The sequence below is a fragment of the Helicobacter sp. MIT 14-3879 genome, assembly GCF_003364125.1.
In genome coordinates this window covers 224,119-249,008 of the sequence record NZ_NXLP01000002.1, presented here as the reverse complement: position 1 = coordinate 249,008, position 24,890 = coordinate 224,119, and the positions used below count along the sequence as shown (strand labels likewise).

Genomic DNA, 24,890 nt, shown 5'->3' with positions numbered 1-24,890 from the left:
TGTGATTATTTTATTAATTTTATAAATTGTAGATTTTAGTAACTAACCTCTTTTCCAGATTATTATGGCACATAAGTATTTCAGGGGCTCTGCTGTGTTCCCACCCTGAAGCATTACCTAAAATACCTATTGCATAGGTCTAAAAAAGAGGCTTTGAAATCTTATGTTATTTTTCCTTAAAATTTGTTTTTATTAAATTTAATATTTATGATTATTGTAAAATTTGATATTGGAATACTATTTGCTTTTTAAATTTTAAAATCAATAACAAAGGTTAAGGATATGAAGTTTCAAATATTGATAATTAGCAGTTTTGTATTAATTTTATCAGGATGTGCTGCTCTTAGCGATGATGATGGTATGATTCCCCCTTCAGCAAACTATGCACCTATTCAAGCACCAGTGTATCCACCGCTAAATCAACCATATAGTCCAAATCTGTTGAATGATAATAATAGTAAAGTTATGAATATAGATAGATTAAATGTTGGTGAAGCAAATATTAATGGCTCTATGCCAAAACCACAAGAACAATATGATTTTCAAAATAAAAATTTAAATAACCAAAATACAGATACCTATGTAAGAGACCACAATAATGATTATATGCCAAACTATGTAGCACCAAATGAAATAGTTCCCTATGAACAAGCTCCACAAATACAACCTGAGCCATCTCCTAGCCCGAAGGAACCCAAAGAGACAAATATAATCCAAAATTCACCATTATTAACACCAGATAATATAATAGAATTAAATGCTGTTGGTATGGGAGTAGCACCAGAATCTACAATATCACCTTCACAAGCATTAGCTCTAGCAAAAAGAGCAGCGATTATTGATGCTTATAGACAGATAGGCGAAAAAATGTATGGTATTAGATTAAATGCACAAGATACAGTTAGAGATATGGTATTAATTAATTCTGTTGTAAAAACAAAAGTTGAAGCACTAATAAAAAATGCAGAAATTATTGAAACTATATATAAAGATGGTCTTTGTCAAATCACAATGGAATTAAAACTAGATGGTAAAATTTGGCATAAAATCCTATCAAATAATTAAAAAGTAATTATGAACAAAATAATCTTTATCCTTAATATTATCTTGTTTGCATTATCGTTTAATGCTTGTGCAAATAAAAACCTTCAAATAGAGGATATTCAAAAAATTAATGAAGATGAATTAAAGCTAGTTCTAATTAAAAGTAAAAATATAAAATTTTATGACTTTGGAACACTTCAAATCACTCCAGAAATTAAATTAAATGTATTTCAACTAGGAAAATTATTAGGAAGTTTTATAATAAAAGATAATGAAATTTGTTTTCAAAATGATTGTGCTCCAAAATGGCCTGCAAGTAGAGCATTTTTTGGAAATGTAAGCTATGATAAACTATTTGAGGAAATTTTATTAAAAGAAGATATATTTGATGGGATAGGTAAAGAGTTAGGAAAAGATGGGACAATAATACAGAAATTCACTTATGGGGGTGAAGACATGTATTATGAAAGAAGCAATGGTAAAATATATTTTAAGAATCTAACAAATGGCGTTACAGTATCTATAATAGATTACAAAAAGTAAAATACTGCCTTAAGTAAAGATATTTAGATATTTTATATAGGCTATAAATATTTAAATTTTAGATTTTATACTTTAAATACACACTAAAAATTGTTTTATAACACAAAAAAAGATAGAATCACCAGCCAATCAAATATTATTAAGGTTAAATTAATGATTAAACATTTCCTATCTCTTAAAGATTATACTAGAGAAGAGATACTTGATATTTTAAAACTTAGCATTGAAATAAAAAATAGCTTTTTAAATGGTCAAAAAATAATACCTAACTTTAAAGACAAAATCTTAGCTATGATATTTGAAAAAAGTTCAACTAGAACTAGAATTAGCTTTGAGGCAGGAGCGTATCAACTAGGAGGAAGCTCTATATTTCTATCAAGCAAGGATATACAGCTAGGCAGAGGTGAAAGCATTAAAGATACGGCAAGAGTAATATCATCAATGGTTGATATGATTATGATTAGAACTTTTGAACAAAAAAGGATTGAAGAATTTGCAGAATATTCTAGCGTTCCTGTAATAAATGCTCTAAGCGATGAATTTCACCCAACACAGCTAATTGCAGACTATTTAACTATGATAGAAAATGGAATTAGTATGGATATAAGTGCTAACTATTCACAGCATAAAATTGTAAGAAAACCTATTGTATGCTATATTGGTGATGGTAATAATATGGCTAATTCGTGGCTATTTCTTGCATCAAAACTAGGTTTTGAATTGAGAATTGCAACACCAAAGGGATTTGAACCGATTAGTGAATTTGTGAATATAGCTACAAAAGAAACAAATGCAAAAATAAACATTACAAATAATCCTAAAGAAGCTATAAATAATGCAAATGTCGTTACAACAGATACTTGGGTTTCTATGGGACAAGAAGAGGATAAAAACATAAAAATTAAAGCATTTAAAGGCTTTTGTGTAAATAATGACTTAATGAGATTAGCCTCCAAAAATGCAATTTTTCTGCATTGCCTACCAGCATATAGAGGATATGAAGTAAGTGATGATGTGATAGAAGGAAGCCAAAGTAAGGTGTTTCAAGAGGCGCAAAACAGACTTCACGCACAAAAAGGTATAATGTCTTTTTTAGGAGAAAAAAATTGGAAAAAATAATAAATAATGAGGTTTTTAATGATTTATCTAATCATAAAAGGATTCCAACTCATATAGATTTTAACAATGAAAGGTATATCATTATCCACGAAAATGAATATAACAAGATGCAAGAAAGTATTAAAAATATGGATACTACAATAATAAATTATATGATTGAAAAAGAGATTGCAAAAGAAATGCCAAAAGATTTTGATGATGTTTATATAGTGGTAAAAAATATGTTAAAAAATATAAATAAAGAGCATTTAACAATCTATGATATACAACGAATCATAAAAGAAACTAAGACAAACTATCCAAACTTATTTATCAATATTGAAGAATATCTTAAAGAAATGAATACATTGGATTTTTAATGATTAATTTTGAAAAATTTGCAAAATATAGCAAACCCGGTCCAAGATATACCAGCTATCCAACAGCAGTAGAGTTTAAAGAAACATTTGACAATAAAGCTTATATAGAATCTCTAGCTAGATATACTCATCTTCCTTTGTCAATCTACACTCATTTACCATTTTGTAAAAGTGCTTGTTATTTTTGTGGGTGCAATGTAATATATACTAGCAAAGAAGATAAAAAACAAGAATATATTACATATTTAAAAAAAGAATTAAATCTGATTAAAAATTATATTGACACAAAAAGGAATGTTCTCCAATTTCACTTTGGTGGAGGAACTCCTACATTTTATGATGCAAAAAGTTTAGAGGTAATAATAAAATCAATAAGAGATACTTTTATAAACTTTGATAAAAATGCAGAAATTAGTTGCGAGATTGATCCTAGATTCTTCAATGAAGATCAAATGAAAGTTTTAAAAGACTATGGGTTTAATCGTCTATCATTTGGAATACAGGATTTTAATATTGATGTTCAAACTACTATTCATAGAATCCAGCCATTTAAGCTTGTAGAAAATGCAATAAACATAGCTAGAAAATATGGTATTAATAATATTAATTTTGATTTAATCTATGGTTTGCCAAAGCAAAATATAGCTACTTTTAAGGAAACTTTAAACTATGCTTTAAAATTAAAGCCAAGTAGGCTTGCTATTTTTAATTATGCACATGTCCCGTGGATAAAAAAAACTATGAGAAAAATTGATGAAAAATTATTGCCACCACCTAAAGAAAAACTATCAATTTTAAAATACACTATTAATTATTTAACAGAAAATAATTATAAAATGATAGGAATGGATCATTTTGCACTAGAGAGTGATGAACTATATAAAGCATCACAAAATGGTGAATTAAAAAGAAACTTTCAAGGTTACACTGCTAAAAAACACACGCAAATAGTTGGTTTTGGAGTTACTAGCATTGGTGAGGGACACGATTATTATGTGCAAAACTATAAAGATTATGCTACATACAAACAAATGCTAGATAATGAGCTACTTCCAATAGAACGTGGAGTTAGGCTTAATAATGATGATATTATTAGAAAAAATGTAATTATGAAATTAATGAATAATTTAGTGCTTGATATAAAACATATAGAGAATAAGTTTAATATCAACTTCATAGAATATTTCAAAGATAGTCTAAGTAGGTTACAAGAATATATAGAGTCAGATTTGCTAACAATTGATAATGATTTTATTAAAATCAACCAAACTGGGGCTATGTTAGTTAGAAATATTGTTATGGTATTTGATAAATATTTAGAAAATATGAATATTCAAGATAAAAAATTCTCAAAAACAGTATGATAGACTTATTAAAACTTAGCCAATCCTGCGTCAAATGTGCAAAGTGTATCCCCTCTTGCACAATTTATCAAATAGAAAGGGATGAGGTTAATTCACCTAGAGGTTTTATTGATTTACTTGGAATCTATGAAAAAAATGAAATAGCATTAGATAAAAATCTAAAAAATATTTTTGAAACTTGTTTTCTTTGCACAACCTGCACAACTCTCTGCCCTCAAACCATTGATACTGCATCAATGATTATAAAATCACGCATTGATATTGCAAATAAATTTGGAATCTCATGGTATAAGAGGGCTTATTTTTATTTGTTAAAAAATAGAAAATTGATGGATTTTGTATTTTCATTTACCTATTTTATATCCCCTTGCCTCTTTAAAGCAAGTGGTGATAAATTACGAAGCAGGATTCCTTTATCAAAACTTGGTAAAAGAACTATATTTCCTTTTTCTAAAAAAAGTTTTTTACAAAAATATAAGAAATTAAATAAAATTAAGCATACAGATTCTAAGAAAGTAGCAATCTTTATAGGTTGTCTTGGTAACTATAATTACACTAATATTGGAGAATCCCTCCTTTTTATACTAGATAAATTAGGAATAGAAGCAGTGATACCAAAACAAGAGTGCTGTGGTGCTCCTGCATACTTTACTGGTGATATTAAAAGCGTTAATTATCTAATTAAAAAAAATATTGAAATTTTTGAGAGTTTTTTAGATAAAGTAGATGCGATGATTATCCCTGAAGCTACCTGTGCTGCAATGATTCTAAAAGATTGGAAACACGCTTTAGAATACACGAATGATACTATATATTTAGAGAGATTAGAAAAGCTTTTACCAAAAATTTATATGGCAACAGATTATCTTTATCATCATACAAATTTATTGCAAGCACTAAAACAAAAGCAAAGAAGTGGTTTAAAAATAACATACCATGACCCTTGCCACGCAAAAAAAGTATTAGGAATTTATAAAGAACCACGAGAATTACTAAAGGCAAACTATAACTTTGTAGAAATGAAAGAGTGTGATAGATGCTGTGGTTTTGGTGGGGTTACAATACAAAGCCAAAAATATCATCTAGCCTATAATGCTGGAGCCCCCAAAGCAAAAAATATAAAAGATGCTAAAGCAGATATAGTTAGTGCAGAATGTAGTGCTTGTAGGATGCAATTAAATAATGCGATGGATAATGAAAATGTAAATACAATTTTTAAACATCCACTTGAATTAATAAAAGATATTCTAAAAGGTTTATAGACTTTATAAATTAGAGTTATTAACTCTAATTTACTCTCTATTATCCTCTTGCAGCTGCTCCTAATCCCCACATTGGTAAGAATATACCAAGAGCAAGTAACAATACAAGCCCTGCAATAAAAAAAGTCATAATAGGTTCAACATAAGCTGATAAATTATCTAAAATATAATCATATTTTATCTTATAATATTCCGCTACTGATGCAAGCATTTTATCAAGCTCACCAGATTGTTCACCTGTATTAACCATCTGTATGCTCATAGGGTCAAAATATTCTGTGTCAGTAAGTGCATCTGTTAGTGTTACACCTCTCTTAATTGCTCTATCTACGCTCATAAATCTATTTTTCATATAATCATTAGCAAGCAAAGAAGCTGAAGATTCCAATCCTTCTTCAAGTGAAATACCAGCCCTAAGAAGAAGAGATAAAGTAGTTGTGTATTGAGTAATATTTGATAAAAAAGTAATTCTGCCTACTAGTTTTACTTTTAAAATATTCTGGTCAAATTTATATTTGAATGCTTGATCTTTCTTATATTTATTTCTTAAATATACAATTACACCTACAATTGCCAATGCTACAAATAATCCATAATTAGTTACAACATATTCTATACCTATTAAAATTTTTGTAGGAAGTGGTAAATCAGCCCCTAATTCAGAAAATATATCCTTAAATTGTGGAATAACAAGTAGGCATAACGCAACAAAAGCTATCACCATAGCAGAAACTACAATAATTGGATAACGCATAGCCTTTTTAAATTTAGCCCTATTATCACGTAATTCCTCTAGATTTTTTACAAGTAGGTCCAAAGATTCTGCCAAATTACCTGTCTTTTCACCAAGAGAAATCATAGATATAGTTAATCCACCTATTACCATTCTATGATCCATAAAGGATTCTGTTAATGTTCTACCACTATTTACACCCGTTAAAACATCATCAAATATACCAACTAACTTTTCATTATCAGTATATTTTACTAAATCTTCCAAAGTAGAATGTATTGATATACCAGCATTTAACATAAAAGACATTTGCTTAAATGCAGCAATTAGATCATCATATTTTATTTTTTTGTCTTTTGTTAAATCGTTTATAAACTTAAGATAAAAAGGAGGATCTGTTTCAGTTGCCGATATAGGCTTTACTTTATGTTTATTTCTAGCGATTTCAAATGCAGCATCTGCAGTGCCCGCCTTAATAACAAGATCAATTTTTCTACCATTTTTCTTTGAAGATACTTTATAAAATTTCATGATAATTTTGCCACCCTATATACCTCATCTAAACTTGTTCTACCTTCCAATGCTTTCATAAGAGCATCTTCAAACATAGTAACAAATCCATCTTTCCTAGCTTCTGCCAAAAGCTCATCTTTAGTAGCATTTGCAGAAATCAAACGCCTCATACCCTCTGTTCCTAAAACAACTTCAGATATCACCTCTCTACCAGAATATCCCTGCATACCACATTGACTACATCCGTGAGATTTATAAAAATGGTAATCATCTGGTATAAGATTCTTAATTTGGGATAAAATTTTATCAGGCGGTTCCACCTCATATCTACAATGAGGACATAGTTTTCTAACAAGTCTTTGAGCTTGAAGTCCGCACATAGTAGAGCCGATAAAAAAACTCTCAACCCCCATATCAAGCAATCTTGCAACCCCGCTAATTGCATCATTTGTGTGCAATGTAGCAAGGACTAAGTGTCCTGTAAGTGCTGCTTGAAGTGCAATCTGAAGTGTTTCTTTATCTCTAATCTCACCAATCATTATAATATCTGGGTCCTGTCTAAGTATAGATCTAAGACCAGCAGCAAAAGTCATACCTGCTCTTTCATTTACCATAACTTGCTGAATCATATCCATTTGATATTCCACAGGATCTTCAACAGTTATAATCTTATGAGTAACACTTTTAATCGCATTAAGTGCAGCATACAATGTAGTAGTCTTACCACTTCCTGTTGGTCCTGTAACTAAAACAATTCCATTTGGTTGTTTAATAGCTTCATTAAATCTATCATAATTAAGCTCTGATATACCTAGATCTTCCAATCTTACTAAAACCTTACTCTTATCAAGAATCCTAATAACTATGCTTTCACCCGTGATAATAGGTAATGTTGAAATACGAAAATCAAATGGCTTATCAAGTATAATATCACTATATCTACCATCTTGTGGTTTTCTGCGTTCAGCTATATCAAGATTTGCTAATAGCTTAATCCTTGAAGAAAGAGGAGCAAACATATCTTTGTCAAATTTAAAAGCTTCTCTCATAATACCATCTACACGAATTCTAACTAAAGTACTTTTTTCAGTGCCTTCTATATGAATATCACTCGTTTTTTGTTTAATTGCTGTTTCAAAGATAACATAAATTAGTTTAGTGATTGAAGATTGATTATTGTCATCTGCCAAAAGAGTGTTGTTCCCATCTCCACTCATCTCTTCTCGAATTTTTTTAACAAGCATTTTAACACTATCGTGCAAAGAAAGTCTAATAACTATGGAAACTATTTGCTCTTTTTTTGCTATACAAAATATTACTTTTTTGCCTCTAACAGAACGAGTTATAGCATCTTTTGCTTGCATATCAAATGGGTCAGCTAAAACAACTTTAATATTTCCTTCTTCTTCGCTCATTGGAAATGCAAGATATTTCTCAATGATGCTAAAAGGAATATAATCTGCTACATCTGGATTAAACTCATAAGCATCTAAATCAACATACTCCATATTAAGAATACGAGAAAGTAATTTTAAAATATTTTCCTCACTATTTGGAAAATCCTCTAAAATAGAAATTAAATTTAACTCTCTTCTCTTACAAAGCTCTACAAAAAAGCCTAATAGTGCTGTTTCTTCAAGATAACCCAAATCAACCAGAACTCTAACTATTTTTTTTCTTCTAGTTTGCTTCTTTTGCTCTTGTAAAGCTTTTTCTAATTGCTCATTTGTAATCAACCCAGCAGATATTAATCTATCGCCTATTCTAACTTTAGCCACTAGATAATACCCTGTTTCATATTATTTAAAACATCCATTGCATCTGGAGAACTTGTGCTTGTTATATATCGATTTAGAACTTCTATTGCCTGTTCTTTTTTACCAGAAATATATAATGATTTTGCATAAATTATCCAACTTTCCGTTTTTTGCTTACCTTTAGAATCCGCATTAGAAGCATTTAACGCCCATTTAAGCGAATTTTGATAATCTTTAGCCTCATAATAAAATTTTGCTATTTCAATTGCTGTATCATAATCATTAGTATTTTTAAAATCAGATTTTTTAAGCTCTATGATTGTTTCTTTTGTAAGCTTTTGTGAGTTAATATTTATTATAGGCTTATTTTTAGGAATATCTTGTGAAAATGTTTTAATATTATTAGTTTCATTTACCATATTATTATTTGCTATAATGTTAGATGCAGATTGTATATCTTGCGGTTTATCAAAGACCTTAACCTCCTCAAATGCACTAGATCTCGGCTTTAAAGTATTTTTAGCAATATTTTGATATTTATAAAATCCAGAATCTACAAACATATTCACATCTACAACTTTACTAAATTTATCATTAGCACTAACCCAACCATTTGTAGTTTTAATTAATCCATTTACATTTTCATTTTGGGCACAAAATATAGAATCTAAAGCATAATATCCAATAGATTTAGATTTAAAATCGGGCAAAGAACGAACCGCTAATTTATCTACTATAACTTTTTTACAGATAAAATTAATCTTATTTGTATTATCAGTTTTAACTCGCTTAATATCATCTGACTTTATAATATTACTTTGAGTTTCATTATTATTAACATTACTAGAAATTTCTTTTTTTATAATTTGCTTACTAGCAATAATATTATTTTTAGAAACTCTTTTATCATATTGTAGTTTTATAAAAAATCCAAGCAATACGATAAAAATAATAAAAACAATAATAAATAGATAAAAGATGACTGCTTTATATTTATAAGACCTCCATCTACTTTCTAATTCAATAATCTTTTTCATATATAACGCTTCAATTATAAATATGGATTACTCCACATCATCATCTATATCTATATCTGCTTTTATATCATCTTTTTTTATGATTTCATTAACAGTTTCTGAATATCCTAAATCCTGAAGACTTGGATTATCATTTCTCTTAATAATATGAGGGGTTATAACTATAATCATCTCATTGGTTTCTTCAGACATAGTATCATAAGAGAAAAGATATTTTATAATTGGTATATACCCCAATAAAGGAACTCTATTTCTACTATTAGTAACACTCTTGCTAATCAACCCTCCAATAACAATTTTATCTCCATCTCTAGCACGAATTAAAGAAGATAGCTGATTTGCAGATAAGTTAGGTGGTTCTGCTAATGCAGTAGCTTGATTTTCTGTTGTTAGGTCTTTAGTCCTAGTAACACTAGGATTGATCTTTAACATTATATACTCACCCTGAATAGAAGGTGTAACATCAAGTAAAACGCCAGAAAATACACTAGGATAAGTAGTATTTGTAGAGGTTGATGATGTTCCAGATGTAGCTGTCAAATATGCTGATGTTTGTGTATATCTTAAAAGGCTACCAACACTAATTAAAGCAGGTTGATTACTTAATGTTAAAACTTTTGGGTTAGAAACAGATCTAACTTTACCATATGAATTTAAAAATTCTACAATTTTAGTTAAAGCAACACCAGATGAAAATAATTGAATAGTTCCACCACCACCTATTTTTTGTGTAAATAAAGGAGTCCCTGTTGTTCCTGTATCAGATATACCACTTGGAGTAATTAAATTTCCTAAATTATATAACTGATTCCAATCAACACCAACAGTATTTGCGTTACTATGGGTAACAGTTAGAATATTTACATCTATCATTACTTGATTTTGCATTTGCTCTTCTAATTCTTTAATATATTTTCTAACTCTTTCAATTTGTTTAATAGTTCCAGTAACTGTAATAAGTCCTGCTGTTTTATTTACAACAACACTTTGTCCCTCACCAATATCTTCGTTATTAGTCGTATCTTGATTTTGAGATGAACCACCTTGTCCTGAACTTGAAGTAGTATCTGTTGAGAATTTCCTTTTTGGTTGATGTGCATCACCGGGTCTAAATGCAATTTCAAAAATTTCCTTTTCTATTTTACCCCAAAAATCAAATTCATCAACAGAACGAATCTTTGTCCCAGTAATACTATCTGCACTACCACCCTGCATTGCTGAGTTAATTAAGCTTCTATGAGCTGCACTTTGGGTATCAAAATTAGCTCCACCAGAAGCTTGTAATCCGCTACCTTGTGTAGTAGTAGAGGCAGTTGTGGTATCTGACAACATTGCATTTTGTGATAATATAATATCTGTATTGCTAGAACCTATCCTAGAGGTTCCAATATAATTTATTTTAAAAGTCTCTGTCATAAGATAAGAAATCTTTAATAATTTCCCATCAAACTCATAATTTAGCTCATTTTCAGTTAGCAATAAATCAAAGATTTTTTCTAATGGTAATTGCACTATATTAACCGATGCAATAGGTTTTGAAAGCCTATCTTTGGCTGCTCTATCTCTAACTAACATACTATATTCACATTTCAGGGCAAGTTGTTCAAGTAAATCACCAACTGAAGTTCCATCTAAACTAGAAGCAGACATACTAAATGCAGTATCCTCACATAAGCTATCAGCTTGTAATACATACGAACCTAACAACAAATTTAACACTAATACAAAAATACTCTTTCTCATTTTATAACACCTACTCATATTTAACTTCTTTTTTAATATTGATTTTCTCTGGAACAACTTCTAGCGTTTTTTTCTTATTTCTAAACTCTAGTTTTACTTGATTCTTTTGAATATCTACAACACTCCAACCTTCCACATTTCCGCCCTTTTCTACCCATTGACTATTTATATTAGCCCTATTTTCAAAAATGCCTTTCAACACAAGCACAGCTTGTTCCACTTTTGTGGTATAAGCTAAATCATCATCAGTTTGAGGATATATATAAATAAATGGGTCTTGTATATTTGTGTTTTTATTTATGTAATCAATCCTATTAAATGTAATAATATCATTTTTTAATTTTTCATCTAAATTTTCTTCTTTATTTTGATCATCAATATTTGGTAATTTAGAAGAATTTTGATTTAATAATGTTGCATTTGAATCCTTATCAACTATATTATCGCCCTCAACTGGTAAAACAACATTAGAATTTGAAGAAACTATACTTGTTGTTGAGTTATCATCAGCAATAAGATTACCTATGGTAAATAAAAATATTAGAAAAATTTTCATTTTATATTCCTCCTCTGAAATTTCGTATCAAAATACTAAAATTCAATCTATTGTTTTTACTTTCTATAATTATGCTATCCAGTGATATAAATTTACCATAAGTTTCTAACCAATCTATATATTGGAGTATTTGTGAAAACTTGCCATATCCAAATAAAACAAATGAAGAATATTTCATTCCACCAAGACTTGTAGCATCATTCATTTCAATATCTGTTCCATTAACAATAAGTCCCATAGATGCAGCTGCTTTTGAGGCATCATCAAATGTTAAGAACCAATCTTTGCTATAAACAAAAACCTCATTAATTAATCCTTGCAAATATTTCAAATTTTCTTGTGCTTGAGAAATATCCTTTTGCGAACTATTAATTTGCTGTTCTAATGATATAAAACCACCATTATCCATAGAATCTATATATTCTGTTTCTTGCTGCAATTTAGAATTTATATCATTATAAATACCTTCATAAGAAAACTTATACCCACTACTTAAATCATAAAAGGCAAAATATAAAACAGCGGCTATAACAATACCAATAAGAAGCCCAAATGCTACTCTTTCAGATGGATTCTTATCAACTAAATAATCATCTAATTTATCTAATTGTTCATAGATTTGTGTTTGAAAACTACTCATCTTATAACCACCTTAACTATTGAATTCAAATATCTATTTACTTTTTTCCCTAAATCTGGATTCTCACTAAAGTCAATTTTTGCTGAAATTGAATCTATCTTTGTTGAATTAGTATCTTCTTGCCTTTGTGTTACATTTGTTGTAGCCGTTTGTATATTTGTAGTTTGTTGATTTTGATTTCTAAGAGAACTTGTAATCGCATTGTTTTCATCACCAAAATTAACTCTATCTACTTTTTCAGTAACCACGCTTTTATATATTTTTTTTTCATTTAAGTTTTTAATAAAATCTGTAATATCATCTTGCGTTTTGGCAAATAAGTTCAATTCTATTATTAATTGCTGATTATTATTTGCAATTGCGGTAGATTTAACAACGCTAACCCTACTATTATTTGCTACTTTTAAAATATCATCTATAACTTTTGATTTTTGTATATACCCTATTTGCCAACTATGAATATCATTCATGTTATTTCTAACAGATGCAATTTCTTCATTAACAGAGGTTTTTTGCTTTTGCAAGTTTTCAATTTGCTTTTTTAATTGCTCTTCTCTAGTTCTATACTCTTCTGCTTGTGGAAATACTACATTATCATACTCTTTTTGCAACATATCTCCTCTAAAAGAAAAAAATCCTGCCATAGCAAAGTTATAAACAGGATATAAAAGAGATAATACAAAAATTCCTCCAACTATCAATACAAACTGACCAGATTCTCTCTGATTAAGAGGCTTTGGTCGTTTTGCATAAGAAAAGTTAGGTAGCTTAGAATCTACATTAGCAATATAATAATCTGCATAATACATAGCTATATCAGCTATTGCACTACTACCCTTAATAGTTTCTATAAATGCTAAACTATTAAATGGCTTAGTTTCAATTAAAAATGTATCTCTAAAGAATGATAAAAAATCATTATCATATTCTATACTCATTCCATAATATATAACTGTTGGGTCAAGATTTGAGTATACTCTTTTGATATATAAAATATTTTCTTCAATATCACGACTAATCTTATCAAGCATAGTATCTATTGATTGTCTATGTTCAGATACTTCTTGAACTTTACCTGCTATAAAATTTTCAAATTCTGAACTGCTTAACTCTAAAGATGTTTCTTGATTAAACTCAATTCTAAGTCTATGAATATTTGAGTTTAAAGTTTTTATATAAACAGGTTCACCCTTGCTATAAAATGCAAATATTCCGCTATTATTTCCAATAAATACAAATATATGATTTCCAATTAAATCTAACTTACCTTTTTTATACAATACTATAGGTAAAAATGCAGTAGAAGTTATAACATCAATATATTGAGTTTTTGCCAATAAGTCGTCATAGTTTTTTTCAAGATATGCTGAATCTATCGCATAAACATCATAACTCCAATGGTCAGCATCAAAATTTGTCTCAATTTTAAAATAAGAAATCTCGTAACTAGAATCAGACTGTATATTTAGCTGTTTATAGGTCTGTTCTATTATAAAATCTTCTATATCTAATTCATCTATTGTCTTTGGAACATCTATATTTGCCTTTAATAAAGAATCAAAAGAAACTAGAGTAGATACTCTTAGCTTTGCATCAGCTTTTTTAGTGTATTGGACAATATTTCCACCAATGTTATTGTAGATTACTTTTGTATCAGAATCATAATATACAATATTTGTTGCCCGCTGTTTAACATTTCTTTTAAAATTAAACTTCATATACTTTACCTCATATAAATTCTACTTACTTAAAAAGAGTATGCCTAAAAAACCTTAAATAACCTATTTAAATTATAAATATAAAAAGATGGTTACCCTAAAATCCAATTTGTTTTCTCAAACTTCGTTATTTAAATCGGGAATTATACCACTAAAATTTAAAAAATATAAATTTTTACTGCAAAACATAACAACTTAATATTAAATTATTTAAAAAATATATATTTAATATTATAATTTTTATAGTTTTATAGTATGATTTTATTGTCTTTTGATTTACTTTAAGCTAAATGTAATATTACATAATACTTTATTAAGGTAATTAATAAATTTGCCATTCTTTAATATCAGAGTTTAAGGATTGATTTATGAAAAAACGTGGATTTACTATGATAGAACTTGTGTTTTCCATAGTTATAGTTGGTATTGTAATATTAAGCATACCCCTAATTGTAAGACAAAGTAATGCTAATACAATGATGTCTCAAAATGTATTAGGTTACTATAATGCACTTACACTTATGGAAACAATTAAAAATAAGCCTTGGGATAGAAATAATATAGCAGATTTTATTAGCTCTGGAGAATATTATATTTTAAATACAGGGCAAACAGCTACAGACTGTAAAATATTAGATAAAAAGTCAGATGCTAAAATAAAAACAAAAAAAGGTCTTGGTAATGCAAACAGAAGGAGAATGTGCGACCCAAGTTCAAAATCTGCTCTTAAAATCCAAGCAAATAGTCGCTTAGAGGCAATAAATGATTTTCAAGGATATACTCAAAAAATAGCAAGCAATGGGGTAGATATTTTTCAGCTTTCAGTAGATGTAAATTACGCTGATATAAATTTTGGAAATGAAACCACTGCAGGTTCTTTAACAAATGTAAATAGAATAACAGATATAAAATTGATTAATGTTACTTTAATGAGATTTTTACCAAACCAAAACCCAGAAACGGTTGCTGTGTATAAATACTACGCAACAAATATTGGCTCTGATATTCCATTTATTAAAGATAATAGGAAAATAACACCATGATTATTAGCAAGAAATATAAATTTAATAAAAATCGTTCATCATTTACAATGCTAGAATTAGTATTTGTGATAGTCATAACAGGTCTAGTTTCTGTTGCTGGTGCTATGGCAATAAATCAAATTTTACAAAATTATGCACTACAAAAAGAATATGCAAAATTAGAGTTAGATAGTGCATCTGCAATTAGACAAATATCAAAATATATACAAAATTCTATTTGGGATTCTATCTCTATTAAAACAGGAAATAATTACATTGCATTATCTTCAATTAGCGAACCAAAAGCAATTGATAGCAATGCTGGTACACAAATAACATTTATAGAGAAAAATATGGATTCTATAAATGGTAGATTTGTTGCAAATCAGAATGCAAATATACCTTATTTTAGTGGTTTTATAGATTTAAATAACTCTGGAGTAATAACAAATGCTACAACTGGTAAAACTCAAGATGGAAATATCATTGTAGCCGCTTTTGCTAGTGATGATATTAGACCTATAATGAATACGGCAAATATTTCGCTTTATTTCCCATTTGTAAATGCTGGGAGCAAAACTACACAGCTTGATAAGTATTATTCAAATAATACAAGAAATAGAAGTGCTATTTTTAGGATAATCTCTACTTCTAATAGAGTAATAACATTAGAAAATTCTCCATTGCAAATTGGCGATATAGGAGTTATTGTTAATACAAATCCAACAAATATTATAAAAAATGCAAATGGTGATTTATTAATATCTCAGCAACCACAAAATGCAAGAAATGAAACTGTGATAGCTAATAATGTATCAAATCTATACCTATGGACAGAAGCCAATGCAGGATTAATTAGGGTTAGAATCTGTTTTAACAATAGAGTCATAAAAAGCGTTATGAATGAATTTTGCAAGGAAGGTGTAATACTACAATGAAAAGAAAAGCATTTGGCATGATATATGCCATTATAATAACTGTATTAGTAGCTACACTTGGGATACTAGGGTTAAAATTAAGTAGCACTACATTAAATACAACCACAAATGAACATATTGCAATACAGCTAGATCTTTATTTGAACTCTACTGTTGAATTAGCAATATTATATATTCAAAGAAATGGTTTTGTAGATAATGAAAACACTAACACAAAAAGACCTAATGTTATGGCTTCGATAGAAAGATATATTAATTATGGTGAAAGGGGTGAATATCAATTTAAATATAAAATGACTCCTTTAATAGATAATAGTTCAAGCACGGCACAAGAGGATCAAAAAAATGTAATGATATTAGATATTTCTGGCTCTGTAACAAATCCTATAACAAATCAAACACTTAGAGTTACAAGAAGACAGATAGTTAAACCTTAAAAATAAGTCAAAAAGGAGTTAAAATTATGGAAGAAGTGCAGTTAAGTTATGATATAAATATGCTTTTAAAGACTACGCTAAAGCATAATGCATCAGATTTACATTTAGTAGCAAGAAGCGAACCACAAATTAGAATCGATGGTTCTTTAGTTAAGCTAAATTTACCTGTTTTAAATAAAAAAGAAATTGATAAGCTATGTTACTCTCTACTTACTGATAAACAAAAAAAGACCTTAGAAGAGGAGAGGGAGTTGGACTTTTCTATAGAATTAGAAGATATAGGTCGTTTTAGGGTTAATTATTATTACACCATGGGGAGTGTTGCTGCAGCTTTTAGAACCATTGTTACAAAGATTCCAACTCTTGATGGAATCAATGCACCAAAAGTTTTAAAGCAATTAGTTACAAGAAGAAAAGGTTTAATATTAGTTACAGGACCAACAGGAAGTGGAAAGACTACAACAGTTGCAGCAATGATAAATGAAATAAATCAAAATGATAAAAAACACATACTCTGTATTGAAGACCCAATAGAATATGTTCATAAGGGTATTAATTGCCTTTTTTCTTATAGAAACTTAGGTGAAGATACAAAGACATTTCAAAAAGCATTAAAATCTGCCCTTAGAGAAGACCCAGATATAATATTCATAGGTGAGATGAGAAATACAGAAACTATGGAAATAGCACTTGAAGCTGCTGAAACAGGACACTTAGTTATTGCAACACTACATACAAATTCAGCTGCACAAACTATAAACAGACTTGTAAGCTCATTTGAAGGTTCAAAACAAGAACAAGTAAGAAGTCAAGTTGCAATCACAATAGAAGGAATTTTATCACAGATTCTACTTCCTCGTGTAGATGGTGGAAGAGTGGCTGCTACTGAAATATTAATAGGAACTCCAGCTATTAGAAACCTAATTAGAGAAAATAAAATCCACCAAATTAACTCACAAATGATGATTGGACAAACTTTAACTGAAATGAAAACTATGGCACAAAGCTTAAATGAGCTATATGGAAGTAGAATTATATCAAAAGAGGAATACGATATAGCCTCTGCCACAATATAAACTCTTTTTTGAGTTTATATTTGTTATACTTATTAAGAGTATAATTTTTATATAAAATATATTATATTTTATATAACCCTTGGTAATGTTATTCCTATTTGTTTTTGATATTTGCCATTTTTATCTCTATAACTAATTTCACAAGATTCATCCCCCTGAAAAAATAATACTTGTGCTATGCCCTCATTTGAGTATATTTTTGCAGGAAGTGGAGTTGTATTTGATATTTCAATAGTTATATATCCTTCAAATTCAGGCTCAAATGGAGTTACATTGACTATTATTCCACATCTTGCATAAGTACTTTTCCCAAGACATATAGCTAAAACATCTCGTGGCATCTTAAAATACTCAATAGTTCTAGCAAGTGCAAATGAATTTGGAGGAACAATACAAATATCACCTTTATGCTCTATCACATTGCAAGAATCAAAATTCTTGGGATCTACAATAGTAGAATTTACATTAGTAAATATTTGATATTCATCTGCTACACGAATATCATATCCATAGCTACTAACGCCATAACTTATAACTCCTTTTCTTATTTGTGATGATGTAAAAGGGCTTATCATATCTTTTTTTAATGACATTTCCTTTATCCATTTATCAGATTTTAATCCCATTATAAACCTTTTTTTGATATTTTTTGTGTTATTATACAAAACTCATTTTTAAAATTTTAGAAAAAAGGCTTTCTTATGAATATACAAGAAATAAAAAAGTTATTAGAAATGTTTGATAGCTCTAATTCTGTTAAACTTAAAATTACAAATGAAAACTTTGAAATCACATTAGAAAAAGATTCTAATAAATTAACAAAAAATCAAATTCAAGTGCCTGTAACAAATATCACACAAGAAATACCAAAAGAAATAGAAATAACACAAGCTACACCAAAAGAGCCACAAAAAATAGCCTCATCTAATAACACAGAGACAATCACTTCACCGATGGTTGGGACATTTTACCGTGCTCCGTCTCCAGATTCTGCTCCATATGTAAATGTTGGAGACAAAGTAAAAAAAGGTCAGACAATAGCTATTATTGAGGCTATGAAAATAATGAATGAAATTGAAGCAGAATTTGATTGTAAAATTATTGAGATAATTGCATCAGATGCTCAAAGCGTAGAGTTTAATGCTCCATTATTTTTAGTAGAGAAAATATAAATGAAAAAAATTAATAGAATCCTGGTAGCAAATCGTGGGGAAATTGCACTTAGAGCTATTAGGACTATACAAGATATGGGCAAAGAGGCTGTGGTAATATATTCTACTGCTGATAAAGATATACATTATCTAGATGTTGCTGATTTAAAAATATGTATAGGGGGAGCGAAATCTAGTGATAGTTATCTAAATATACCAGCAATAATAACAGTTGTTGAATTATTTAAGGTTGATGCAATTTTCCCAGGATATGGCTTCTTAAGTGAAAATCAAAATTTTGTAGAAATTTGTGAAAATCATAATATAATTTTTATAGGTCCAAGCCAAAGTGTAATGGCATTAATGAGTGATAAAAGCAAAGCAAAAGATGTTATGAAAGAGGCAGGAATTCCTGTAATTGAAGGAAGTAATGGCGCCATAAAAGATTATAAAGATGCACAAAAAATAGCTAAAAAAATAGGTTATCCTGTTATTATAAAAGCCGCAGCAGGTGGTGGTGGAAGAGGTATGCGAATAGTTGAAAATGAAGAAAATCTAAAAAATTCAATTCTAGCAGCAGAATCTGAAGCTATAAGTGCATTTGGCGATGGTTCTATTTATATGGAAAAGTTTATTAAAAATCCAAAACACATAGAAGTTCAAATACTAGCAGATAAAAAAGGAAATGTGATACATATAGGAGAAAGGGATTGTTCTGTACAAAGAAGACAACAAAAATTAATAGAAGAATCCCCAGCAGTAATATTAGAAACTGAAGTTAGAGAAAGACTTTTAAAGACTGCTATAAAAGCGGCTAAATACATCAAATATGAAGGTGCTGGAACTTTTGAATTCTTATTAGATGAAAATAAAAAAGATTTCTACTTTATGGAAATGAATACTAGACTTCAAGTAGAACATACTGTTAGTGAAATGGTAAGTAGTTTAGACTTAATTGAACTTATGATTAATATAGCTGAAGGCAAAAACTTACCAAAACAAGATGAAATTATATTTAGAGGACATGCAATTGAATGTAGAATTACGGCAGAAGATCCAGAGAAATTCTATCCTTCCCCTGGTAAGATAACAGAATGGATTGCTCCAGGTGGAGGTAATGTAAGAATTGATACACATGCTTATGCAGGATATAGTGTGCCTATGTTTTATGATTCTATGATTGGAAAACTCATAGTTTGGGCTGAGACTAGAGATAAGGCTATTGCTAGAATGAAAAGAGCTTTGAAAGAGTTTAAAATAGAGGGTATAAAAACTACTATTCCATTTCATATTAAAATGATGGAGAATGAGGATTTTCAAAAATCAAAAATACATACTAAATATTTGGAACAAAAAATGCTATAGAAGCCTTAAAATAAATATTTTAAGGCTTAAAAATGAAAATAGATTCTAATGATTTTAACTCAATCAATAAAATAATTAGTTCAAGTAAAAATACGCAAAAAAAGAATATTCTACTAAACAAAGAAATTATAAATAATGGCTATTCATCATTAAAACAAAAAGGATTAAACAATACTATTGGGATTCTACAACTAGCTGCACAGACCATTAAAAACATTACAGATAATAATACTATATCATTAGAACAAGCAAAGATAGAATTAAACAATGCTACATTTTTAGGAAATAAAATATTTGCACCACATACTATTTTACAAGATGATTATAACAACACCTTATTTGATGCAAATAGGATATTAAACCTAATACCAAATGATGAAAAAGATTTATATTCTTTCAAAAAAGTCTTAAAAAATGAATATGACTTTATAAATGCTTCATTAGAATCTATAAAATCAAATATAGATATTATAGATTATAAGCAACAGAATCTAGAAAATTATCTTATCCAAAATGCCATTCTTTTCTCTAAAGCCCATAATATAAAAACTTTAGCATCTAAAATAGATTCTCTTCTAGCATAATGATTCCATATAGCACACAATATATTGAAGATGATGATTTACAGGCTGTATTGAGTGCATTAAAGCAAGAATACATAACACAAGGAAGCTTGGTAGGTGCTTTTGAACAAAAGATTGCCAACTTTGTAGGTGCAAAATATGCAATAACATTTAACTCTGCAACTTCTGCACTAAATGTGGCATATAAAATTATAAATTCATTAGATTTGCCAAAACTTAAAGAATTCATAACTACTCCTATTACATTTTGTGCTACTTCTAATATGATGCTTGAAAATCAAATTAAACCCATATTTTGCGAAATTAATAGTATAGGAAATATAGATACAAAAAGTATTACAAAGCATATAACAAACAAAACCAGAGCTATTGTAAGTATTGATTATGCTGGAAATAGTGTAGATATAGATGAAATATTAAAGATTTGCAAAGAAAATAAATTATACTTTATATCTGATAGTTCTCACTCTTTTAGTGGTGAATACAAGGGTAAAAGAATTGGACAATTTGCAGATATGAGTATATTTAGCTTTCACGCACTAAAACCTATAACAACTATTGAAGGTGGCGCAATAACTACAAATAATAAATCTTTCTATGATAAAGCAAAACTCCTTAGATCTCACGGAGTAAAGAAAAAAAAGCTTTGGGATAGCGATATTGAGAATATAGGGTATAACTTTCGTCTAAGTGATGTTGCTTCAAGCCTTGGAATCTCTCAATTAAATAAAGTAGAATCTTTTTTAAAAAAAAGGAGAATGATTGCTAAAATCTACAATAATGCTTTTAAAAATAATGATAAATTTAGTATATTAGAGATTCCAAAGCATATTAAATCGACATACCATCTCTATCCTATTTTACTAGATAAAAGCCTTTTTAAATATAAAAAAAAGATTTTTTTAAAACTTCAAAGTATGGGATTGGGGGTTCAGGTTCATTATAAACCAATTTATCAATTTAGCTTATATAAAGATTATAGTAATATAAAAAATGCTGATGATTTTTATAATGCAGAAATTTCCATCCCCTGCCATCAAAAAATGCAAGATAGCGATATAGAATATGTAATAGATTCTATTTTTAAAACACTAAAAGATTATTAATCTAAAATTTTAATTTCATATTCAATATTTTCTAATGCCATATTAATAATATCTAAATTGTCTTGGCATTCAAAATAAATAGAAATTCCACAATCACTCGAAAATTTCCTTGGAGTAGAAACTAATTTTATACTAACTTCTGTAATTAAATTTAAAATACTCTCACTCTCAAAAACATCTGCACTTGTATAAAATATAATATAACCTTTTACCAACTTAACCTCGTGCAATAATCTTCAATGATCTAATGTAATCATATATTTCATTTTTAGTAGTAAAGTAGCTAGGGCTTATGCGAATAGTCCCACCTTTTTGAAAACTACCAATTACTTTATGTGTAACAGGAGAACAATGAAGCCCCACTCTAATACAAATTCCAAAGTCCAAATCAAGCCTTTGAGCAACATCAGAAATACTTTTATTGCTTATATCAATAGATAAAATTCCTATACTCTCGCCATTTGTATGATAAATTTTAATATATTTTTCTAAACTTATTTATAAATTAAAATAGATTTTAATTCTTGCTCATGTTTATAAATATTTTGAATATTTACTTCTTTAAGCCACTCTAAGCTAGCTTTAAGACAAACAATACCAAGCATATTTGGAGTTCCACTCTCAAATTTATCTGGCAAAAATAAAGGCTGAAATTCACTCTCACTTACACTACCACTTCCGCCAAGAATTAAAGAATTTAATTTAGAAAAATCAAAACTATCACTTATAGCCAAAGCAACAATTCCCATAGGAGCATACAAAGCCTTATGGGCACTAATTGCTAAAAAATTTCTCTGCATTATATCTTCTAAAGGAATAATGCCAATACTTTGTGCTACATCAAGTAAAAATAAAGTATTACTACTCTTTGCAATCTCACTTAAAATATCAATATCTATAATTTTCCCTATTACATTATTTGTGTGCATACAAACAAGAAGTTTTGAATGTTTCATCATTTCTTTTGCAGTTTTTAAGTCAATCTCACCAAATTTATTACAAGGAATCTCAATTGTTAAATTTAATTTTTCTTTTAGATAATTAAGCGGTCTTTTTACTGAATTATGCTCCATTTGAGTAGTAACTACAATATCATTTTGTTCTAAAATACCATTTAGCACCATATTAATAGCCATAGTAGCATTTAGTGTAAATAATACTCTCTTAAAATCTTTTAAACCTATCATATTTGCTAGAGATTTTCTTGCTAAATATAAAATTCTGTCTGATTGCAAAGAACTCTCATAAGAACCTCTAGTTGGATTTGCACCTACATTTTGAATAAAATCAAATATAGCTTTACTAACTATTTGAGGTTTGGGAAATGTAGTAGAAGCATTATCAAGATAAATCATTTATTTTTTATTATATAAGTTAGTGTGCCATCATCATTATTTATAGATTCCACATTATATTTAAAATCTAGGTGCCAATCTTTTTATATTATCACTTATTATCACTCGCACTACCACAACTACAAATTACTTTTATTTCATTCTCATTTTTATCTAATAATTCTTTTAATTGCATAATAGGTCAAGATAAGCCCATTACATCTAACTCTATCATAATTACCTCACTATTGCTCTAAGTATTTTCTCTTACTTTCAAACATTCTCTTTGCAACTATCTACTTTGCTTTGCAAAAAAACCTAAAAATATACAAAATATAATTCCAAAAATTACAACTGGAGGGGCATTTGTTCCTATTCCACTAGGAGAGCTTGCTAAAGCAAAATTATGTGCAAAAGCTGCTCCTATAAGTAATCCAAATACAAATATACCAGCATCACTATCTCCCTCTCCTGCTAGTATTAATTGCCTACCAGGACAACCTCCAGCTAAAGTAAATGTTATGCCACTAAGTAGCATTCCTAAAAAATTCCATAAAGTATCATTATGTGCTATTGGTTGATTTTCAAACCCTAAATGAAAAAATCCAAATATTAGATTAGTTAAAAATGCTGTTAGAAAAAGTGCAATTAAACCCTGAAAGATATGAGAATCCTTTAAAATTATTAAATCTCTAATAGCAGCAATGGTGCAAAAACGAGATTTTTGAAATAAGAATCCTAAAATAAGTCCAAAAGCGATAGAAATTAAAAATGGTGCATGCATAGAACCCGGACCTTTTATAGAAAACTTGATAAAAGAATTGGGATTTAGCATTCCTAAAATAAGTAAAACAAATAAAATCAATGTAAAAATAGGAAATATAAAACCAATAATTTTGCTAGTTGGTCTATTTCTACCTAACGAAAAACCTCTTTTTAGAAAAAATATACCAAGTAAGATTCCAAAAATAAGCCCAAATAACCCAGCAATAGCACTTAAATCACCTGCACTAAGCCTAAGAATCATTCTCCAAGGACAACCCAAAAACACTAATGCCCCAATCATAGCAAAAAATCCAAGAGTAAATCTTGCAATAGGAGATGAGCCTGCTCTAGGAGAAAACTCTCTAAATATAAATGCTGATAGCATTGAGCCAAAAACTAATCCAATAATTTCTGGACGGATATATTGAACTATTGAAGTTTGATGTAAGTTTAAAGCTCCCGCAATATCTCTAGTAAAACACGCCGCACAAATACCCATATTACCCGGATTTCCAAAATAAACTAAAATAGGAGCAAGAATACCAAAAACAACACCTGCAATTATAGGCATAACTGCTAATTTCATAAACATTCCTTAAAGTAGTAATAACAGCAATGAAAGACTAAGAGGCTGCTTGCTTAAACCTTAAGCCGAAGATTTAGATTATAATCTAATAAAACTTAAAGATTAAATAAAGTTTATTAGCATTACTTAAATCTTAAA

The 24,890-nt window shown here is 28.8% G+C and carries 26 protein-coding genes and 1 other RNA gene; 14 read left to right on the top strand and 13 right to left on the bottom strand.

Features of this window, described 5'->3' with window-relative positions; all coding sequences use genetic code 11:
* Positions 1 to 48: 48 nt before the first annotated feature.
* Positions 49 to 146, bottom strand: an RNA gene (gene ffs / locus CQA44_RS02645) — signal recognition particle sRNA small type.
* A 367-nt stretch (positions 147 to 513) separates the two neighbouring features.
* Between ffs and CQA44_RS13145 the strand changes: the two genes are divergently transcribed.
* From CQA44_RS13145 to CQA44_RS02615, 6 genes are all read left to right on the top strand, one after another.
* Positions 514 to 1,065 carry an LPP20 family lipoprotein gene (locus tag CQA44_RS13145; RefSeq protein ID WP_408941373.1) on the top strand — a complete coding sequence of 184 codons (552 nt, stop codon included), beginning with the start codon at positions 514 to 516 and terminating at the stop codon, positions 1,063 to 1,065.
* 9 nt (positions 1,066 to 1,074) lie between these two features.
* Positions 1,075 to 1,587 (top strand): hypothetical protein, encoded by a 513-nt coding sequence (locus CQA44_RS02635; RefSeq protein ID WP_115545727.1) that lies wholly within the window; start codon positions 1,075 to 1,077, stop codon positions 1,585 to 1,587.
* 156 nt (positions 1,588 to 1,743) lie between these two features.
* A complete protein-coding gene (gene argF / locus CQA44_RS02630) occupies positions 1,744 to 2,706 on the top strand; it encodes an ornithine carbamoyltransferase (RefSeq protein WP_115545745.1) in 963 nt (320 codons plus the stop codon).
* The gene (locus tag CQA44_RS02625; RefSeq protein ID WP_115545726.1) at positions 2,694 to 3,065 is read left to right on the top strand and encodes a DUF2603 domain-containing protein; all 372 of its coding nucleotides are present in this window, start codon (positions 2,694 to 2,696) and stop codon (positions 3,063 to 3,065) included. The genes argF and CQA44_RS02625 overlap by 13 nt, the downstream gene beginning before the upstream one ends.
* The gene (gene hemN / locus CQA44_RS02620; RefSeq protein WP_115545725.1) at positions 3,065 to 4,429 is read left to right on the top strand and encodes an oxygen-independent coproporphyrinogen III oxidase; all 1,365 of its coding nucleotides are present in this window, start codon (positions 3,065 to 3,067) and stop codon (positions 4,427 to 4,429) included. Before CQA44_RS02625 ends, hemN begins: the two co-directional genes overlap by 1 nt.
* Positions 4,426 to 5,691 carry a (Fe-S)-binding protein gene (locus CQA44_RS02615; protein WP_115545724.1) on the top strand — a complete coding sequence of 422 codons (1,266 nt, stop codon included), beginning with the start codon at positions 4,426 to 4,428 and terminating at the stop codon, positions 5,689 to 5,691. The genes hemN and CQA44_RS02615 overlap by 4 nt, the downstream gene beginning before the upstream one ends.
* Before the next feature lie 40 nt (positions 5,692 to 5,731).
* Here CQA44_RS02615 and CQA44_RS02610 read toward each other — a convergent pair whose 3' ends face one another.
* Genes CQA44_RS02610 through CQA44_RS02580 form a run of 7 tightly spaced genes read right to left on the bottom strand, consistent with a single transcriptional unit; the run spans position 5,732 to position 14,388 of the window.
* Entirely contained in the window at positions 5,732 to 6,955 is a 1,224-nt protein-coding gene (locus tag CQA44_RS02610) for a type II secretion system F family protein (RefSeq protein WP_115545723.1), read from the bottom strand.
* Complete coding sequence (locus CQA44_RS02605) at positions 6,952 to 8,715, bottom strand: GspE/PulE family protein (protein WP_115545722.1); 1,764 nt, start codon at positions 8,713 to 8,715, stop codon at positions 6,952 to 6,954. Before CQA44_RS02605 ends, CQA44_RS02610 begins: the two co-directional genes overlap by 4 nt.
* Entirely contained in the window at positions 8,715 to 9,731 is a 1,017-nt protein-coding gene (locus CQA44_RS02600) for a tol-pal system YbgF family protein (RefSeq protein ID WP_115545721.1), read from the bottom strand. The genes CQA44_RS02605 and CQA44_RS02600 overlap by 1 nt, the downstream gene beginning before the upstream one ends.
* A gap of 27 nt (positions 9,732 to 9,758) precedes the next feature.
* The gene (gene mshL, locus CQA44_RS02595) at positions 9,759 to 11,474 is read right to left on the bottom strand and encodes a pilus (MSHA type) biogenesis protein MshL (RefSeq protein ID WP_181881750.1); all 1,716 of its coding nucleotides are present in this window, start codon (positions 11,472 to 11,474) and stop codon (positions 9,759 to 9,761) included.
* Positions 11,475 to 11,484: 10 nt separating this feature from the next.
* Positions 11,485 to 12,030 carry a hypothetical protein gene (locus tag CQA44_RS02590; RefSeq protein WP_115545719.1) on the bottom strand — a complete coding sequence of 182 codons (546 nt, stop codon included), beginning with the start codon at positions 12,028 to 12,030 and terminating at the stop codon, positions 11,485 to 11,487.
* A gap of 1 nt (position 12,031) precedes the next feature.
* Positions 12,032 to 12,670, bottom strand: coding sequence for a hypothetical protein (locus CQA44_RS02585; protein ID WP_115545718.1), 639 nt, complete (start codon positions 12,668 to 12,670; stop codon positions 12,032 to 12,034).
* Entirely contained in the window at positions 12,667 to 14,388 is a 1,722-nt protein-coding gene (locus CQA44_RS02580) for a hypothetical protein (protein WP_115545717.1), read from the bottom strand. Before CQA44_RS02580 ends, CQA44_RS02585 begins: the two co-directional genes overlap by 4 nt.
* A gap of 368 nt (positions 14,389 to 14,756) precedes the next feature.
* On the opposite strand from CQA44_RS02580, the gene CQA44_RS02575 reads away from it, so the two are divergent.
* Genes CQA44_RS02575 through CQA44_RS02560 form a run of 4 tightly spaced genes read left to right on the top strand, consistent with a single transcriptional unit; the run spans position 14,757 to position 17,861 of the window.
* Positions 14,757 to 15,431: a type II secretion system protein gene (locus CQA44_RS02575; RefSeq protein WP_115545716.1), complete on the top strand. Its 675-nt coding sequence runs from the start codon at positions 14,757 to 14,759 to the stop codon at positions 15,429 to 15,431.
* Positions 15,428 to 16,348: a type II secretion system protein gene (locus CQA44_RS02570; RefSeq protein WP_115545715.1), complete on the top strand. Its 921-nt coding sequence runs from the start codon at positions 15,428 to 15,430 to the stop codon at positions 16,346 to 16,348. The genes CQA44_RS02575 and CQA44_RS02570 overlap by 4 nt, the downstream gene beginning before the upstream one ends.
* Entirely contained in the window at positions 16,345 to 16,785 is a 441-nt protein-coding gene (locus tag CQA44_RS02565) for a hypothetical protein (protein WP_115545714.1), read from the top strand. The genes CQA44_RS02570 and CQA44_RS02565 overlap by 4 nt, the downstream gene beginning before the upstream one ends.
* Positions 16,786 to 16,811: 26 nt before the next feature.
* On the top strand, positions 16,812 to 17,861 hold the full coding sequence (locus tag CQA44_RS02560; protein ID WP_115545713.1) for a type IV pilus twitching motility protein PilT: 1,050 nt from the start codon (positions 16,812 to 16,814) through the stop codon (positions 17,859 to 17,861).
* A gap of 68 nt (positions 17,862 to 17,929) precedes the next feature.
* Here the strand turns inward: CQA44_RS02560 and dcd are convergent, their stop codons facing one another.
* Entirely contained in the window at positions 17,930 to 18,487 is a 558-nt protein-coding gene (gene dcd / locus CQA44_RS02555; RefSeq protein WP_115545712.1) for a dCTP deaminase, read from the bottom strand.
* A 75-nt stretch (positions 18,488 to 18,562) separates the two neighbouring features.
* On the opposite strand from dcd, the gene accB reads away from it, so the two are divergent.
* From accB to pseC, 4 genes are read left to right on the top strand one after another with little or no spacing between them, the layout of a single operon-like run.
* Positions 18,563 to 19,033: an acetyl-CoA carboxylase biotin carboxyl carrier protein gene (accB, locus tag CQA44_RS12465; protein WP_181881749.1), complete on the top strand. Its 471-nt coding sequence runs from the start codon at positions 18,563 to 18,565 to the stop codon at positions 19,031 to 19,033.
* Positions 19,034 to 20,377: an acetyl-CoA carboxylase biotin carboxylase subunit gene (locus CQA44_RS02550; RefSeq protein WP_181881748.1), complete on the top strand. Its 1,344-nt coding sequence runs from the start codon at positions 19,034 to 19,036 to the stop codon at positions 20,375 to 20,377. It abuts the gene before it with no gap.
* Positions 20,378 to 20,409: 32 nt separating this feature from the next.
* A complete protein-coding gene (locus CQA44_RS02545) occupies positions 20,410 to 20,961 on the top strand; it encodes a hypothetical protein (protein WP_115545711.1) in 552 nt (183 codons plus the stop codon).
* Entirely contained in the window at positions 20,961 to 22,067 is a 1,107-nt protein-coding gene (pseC, locus tag CQA44_RS02540) for a UDP-4-amino-4,6-dideoxy-N-acetyl-beta-L-altrosamine transaminase (protein ID WP_115545710.1), read from the top strand. The genes CQA44_RS02545 and pseC overlap by 1 nt, the downstream gene beginning before the upstream one ends.
* Here pseC and CQA44_RS02535 read toward each other — a convergent pair.
* The 4 genes from CQA44_RS02535 to yedE all read right to left on the bottom strand — a co-directional run bounded on the left by CQA44_RS02535 (position 22,064) and on the right by yedE (position 24,758).
* Positions 22,064 to 22,282 carry a DUF3343 domain-containing protein gene (locus tag CQA44_RS02535; RefSeq protein WP_115545709.1) on the bottom strand — a complete coding sequence of 73 codons (219 nt, stop codon included), beginning with the start codon at positions 22,280 to 22,282 and terminating at the stop codon, positions 22,064 to 22,066. The genes pseC and CQA44_RS02535 overlap by 4 nt on opposite strands.
* Position 22,283: 1 nt before the next feature.
* Positions 22,284 to 22,496, bottom strand: a complete 213-nt coding sequence (locus CQA44_RS13140) for an aminotransferase class V-fold PLP-dependent enzyme (RefSeq protein ID WP_258864879.1) — start codon at positions 22,494 to 22,496, stop codon at positions 22,284 to 22,286.
* Between the two features lie 65 nt (positions 22,497 to 22,561).
* Positions 22,562 to 23,422: an aminotransferase class V-fold PLP-dependent enzyme gene (locus tag CQA44_RS02530; protein ID WP_258864875.1), complete on the bottom strand. Its 861-nt coding sequence runs from the start codon at positions 23,420 to 23,422 to the stop codon at positions 22,562 to 22,564.
* Positions 23,423 to 23,693: 271 nt separating this feature from the next.
* A complete protein-coding gene (gene yedE, locus CQA44_RS02525) occupies positions 23,694 to 24,758 on the bottom strand; it encodes a YedE family putative selenium transporter (protein ID WP_115545708.1) in 1,065 nt (354 codons plus the stop codon).
* Between the last annotated feature and the right edge of the window lie 132 nt (positions 24,759 to 24,890).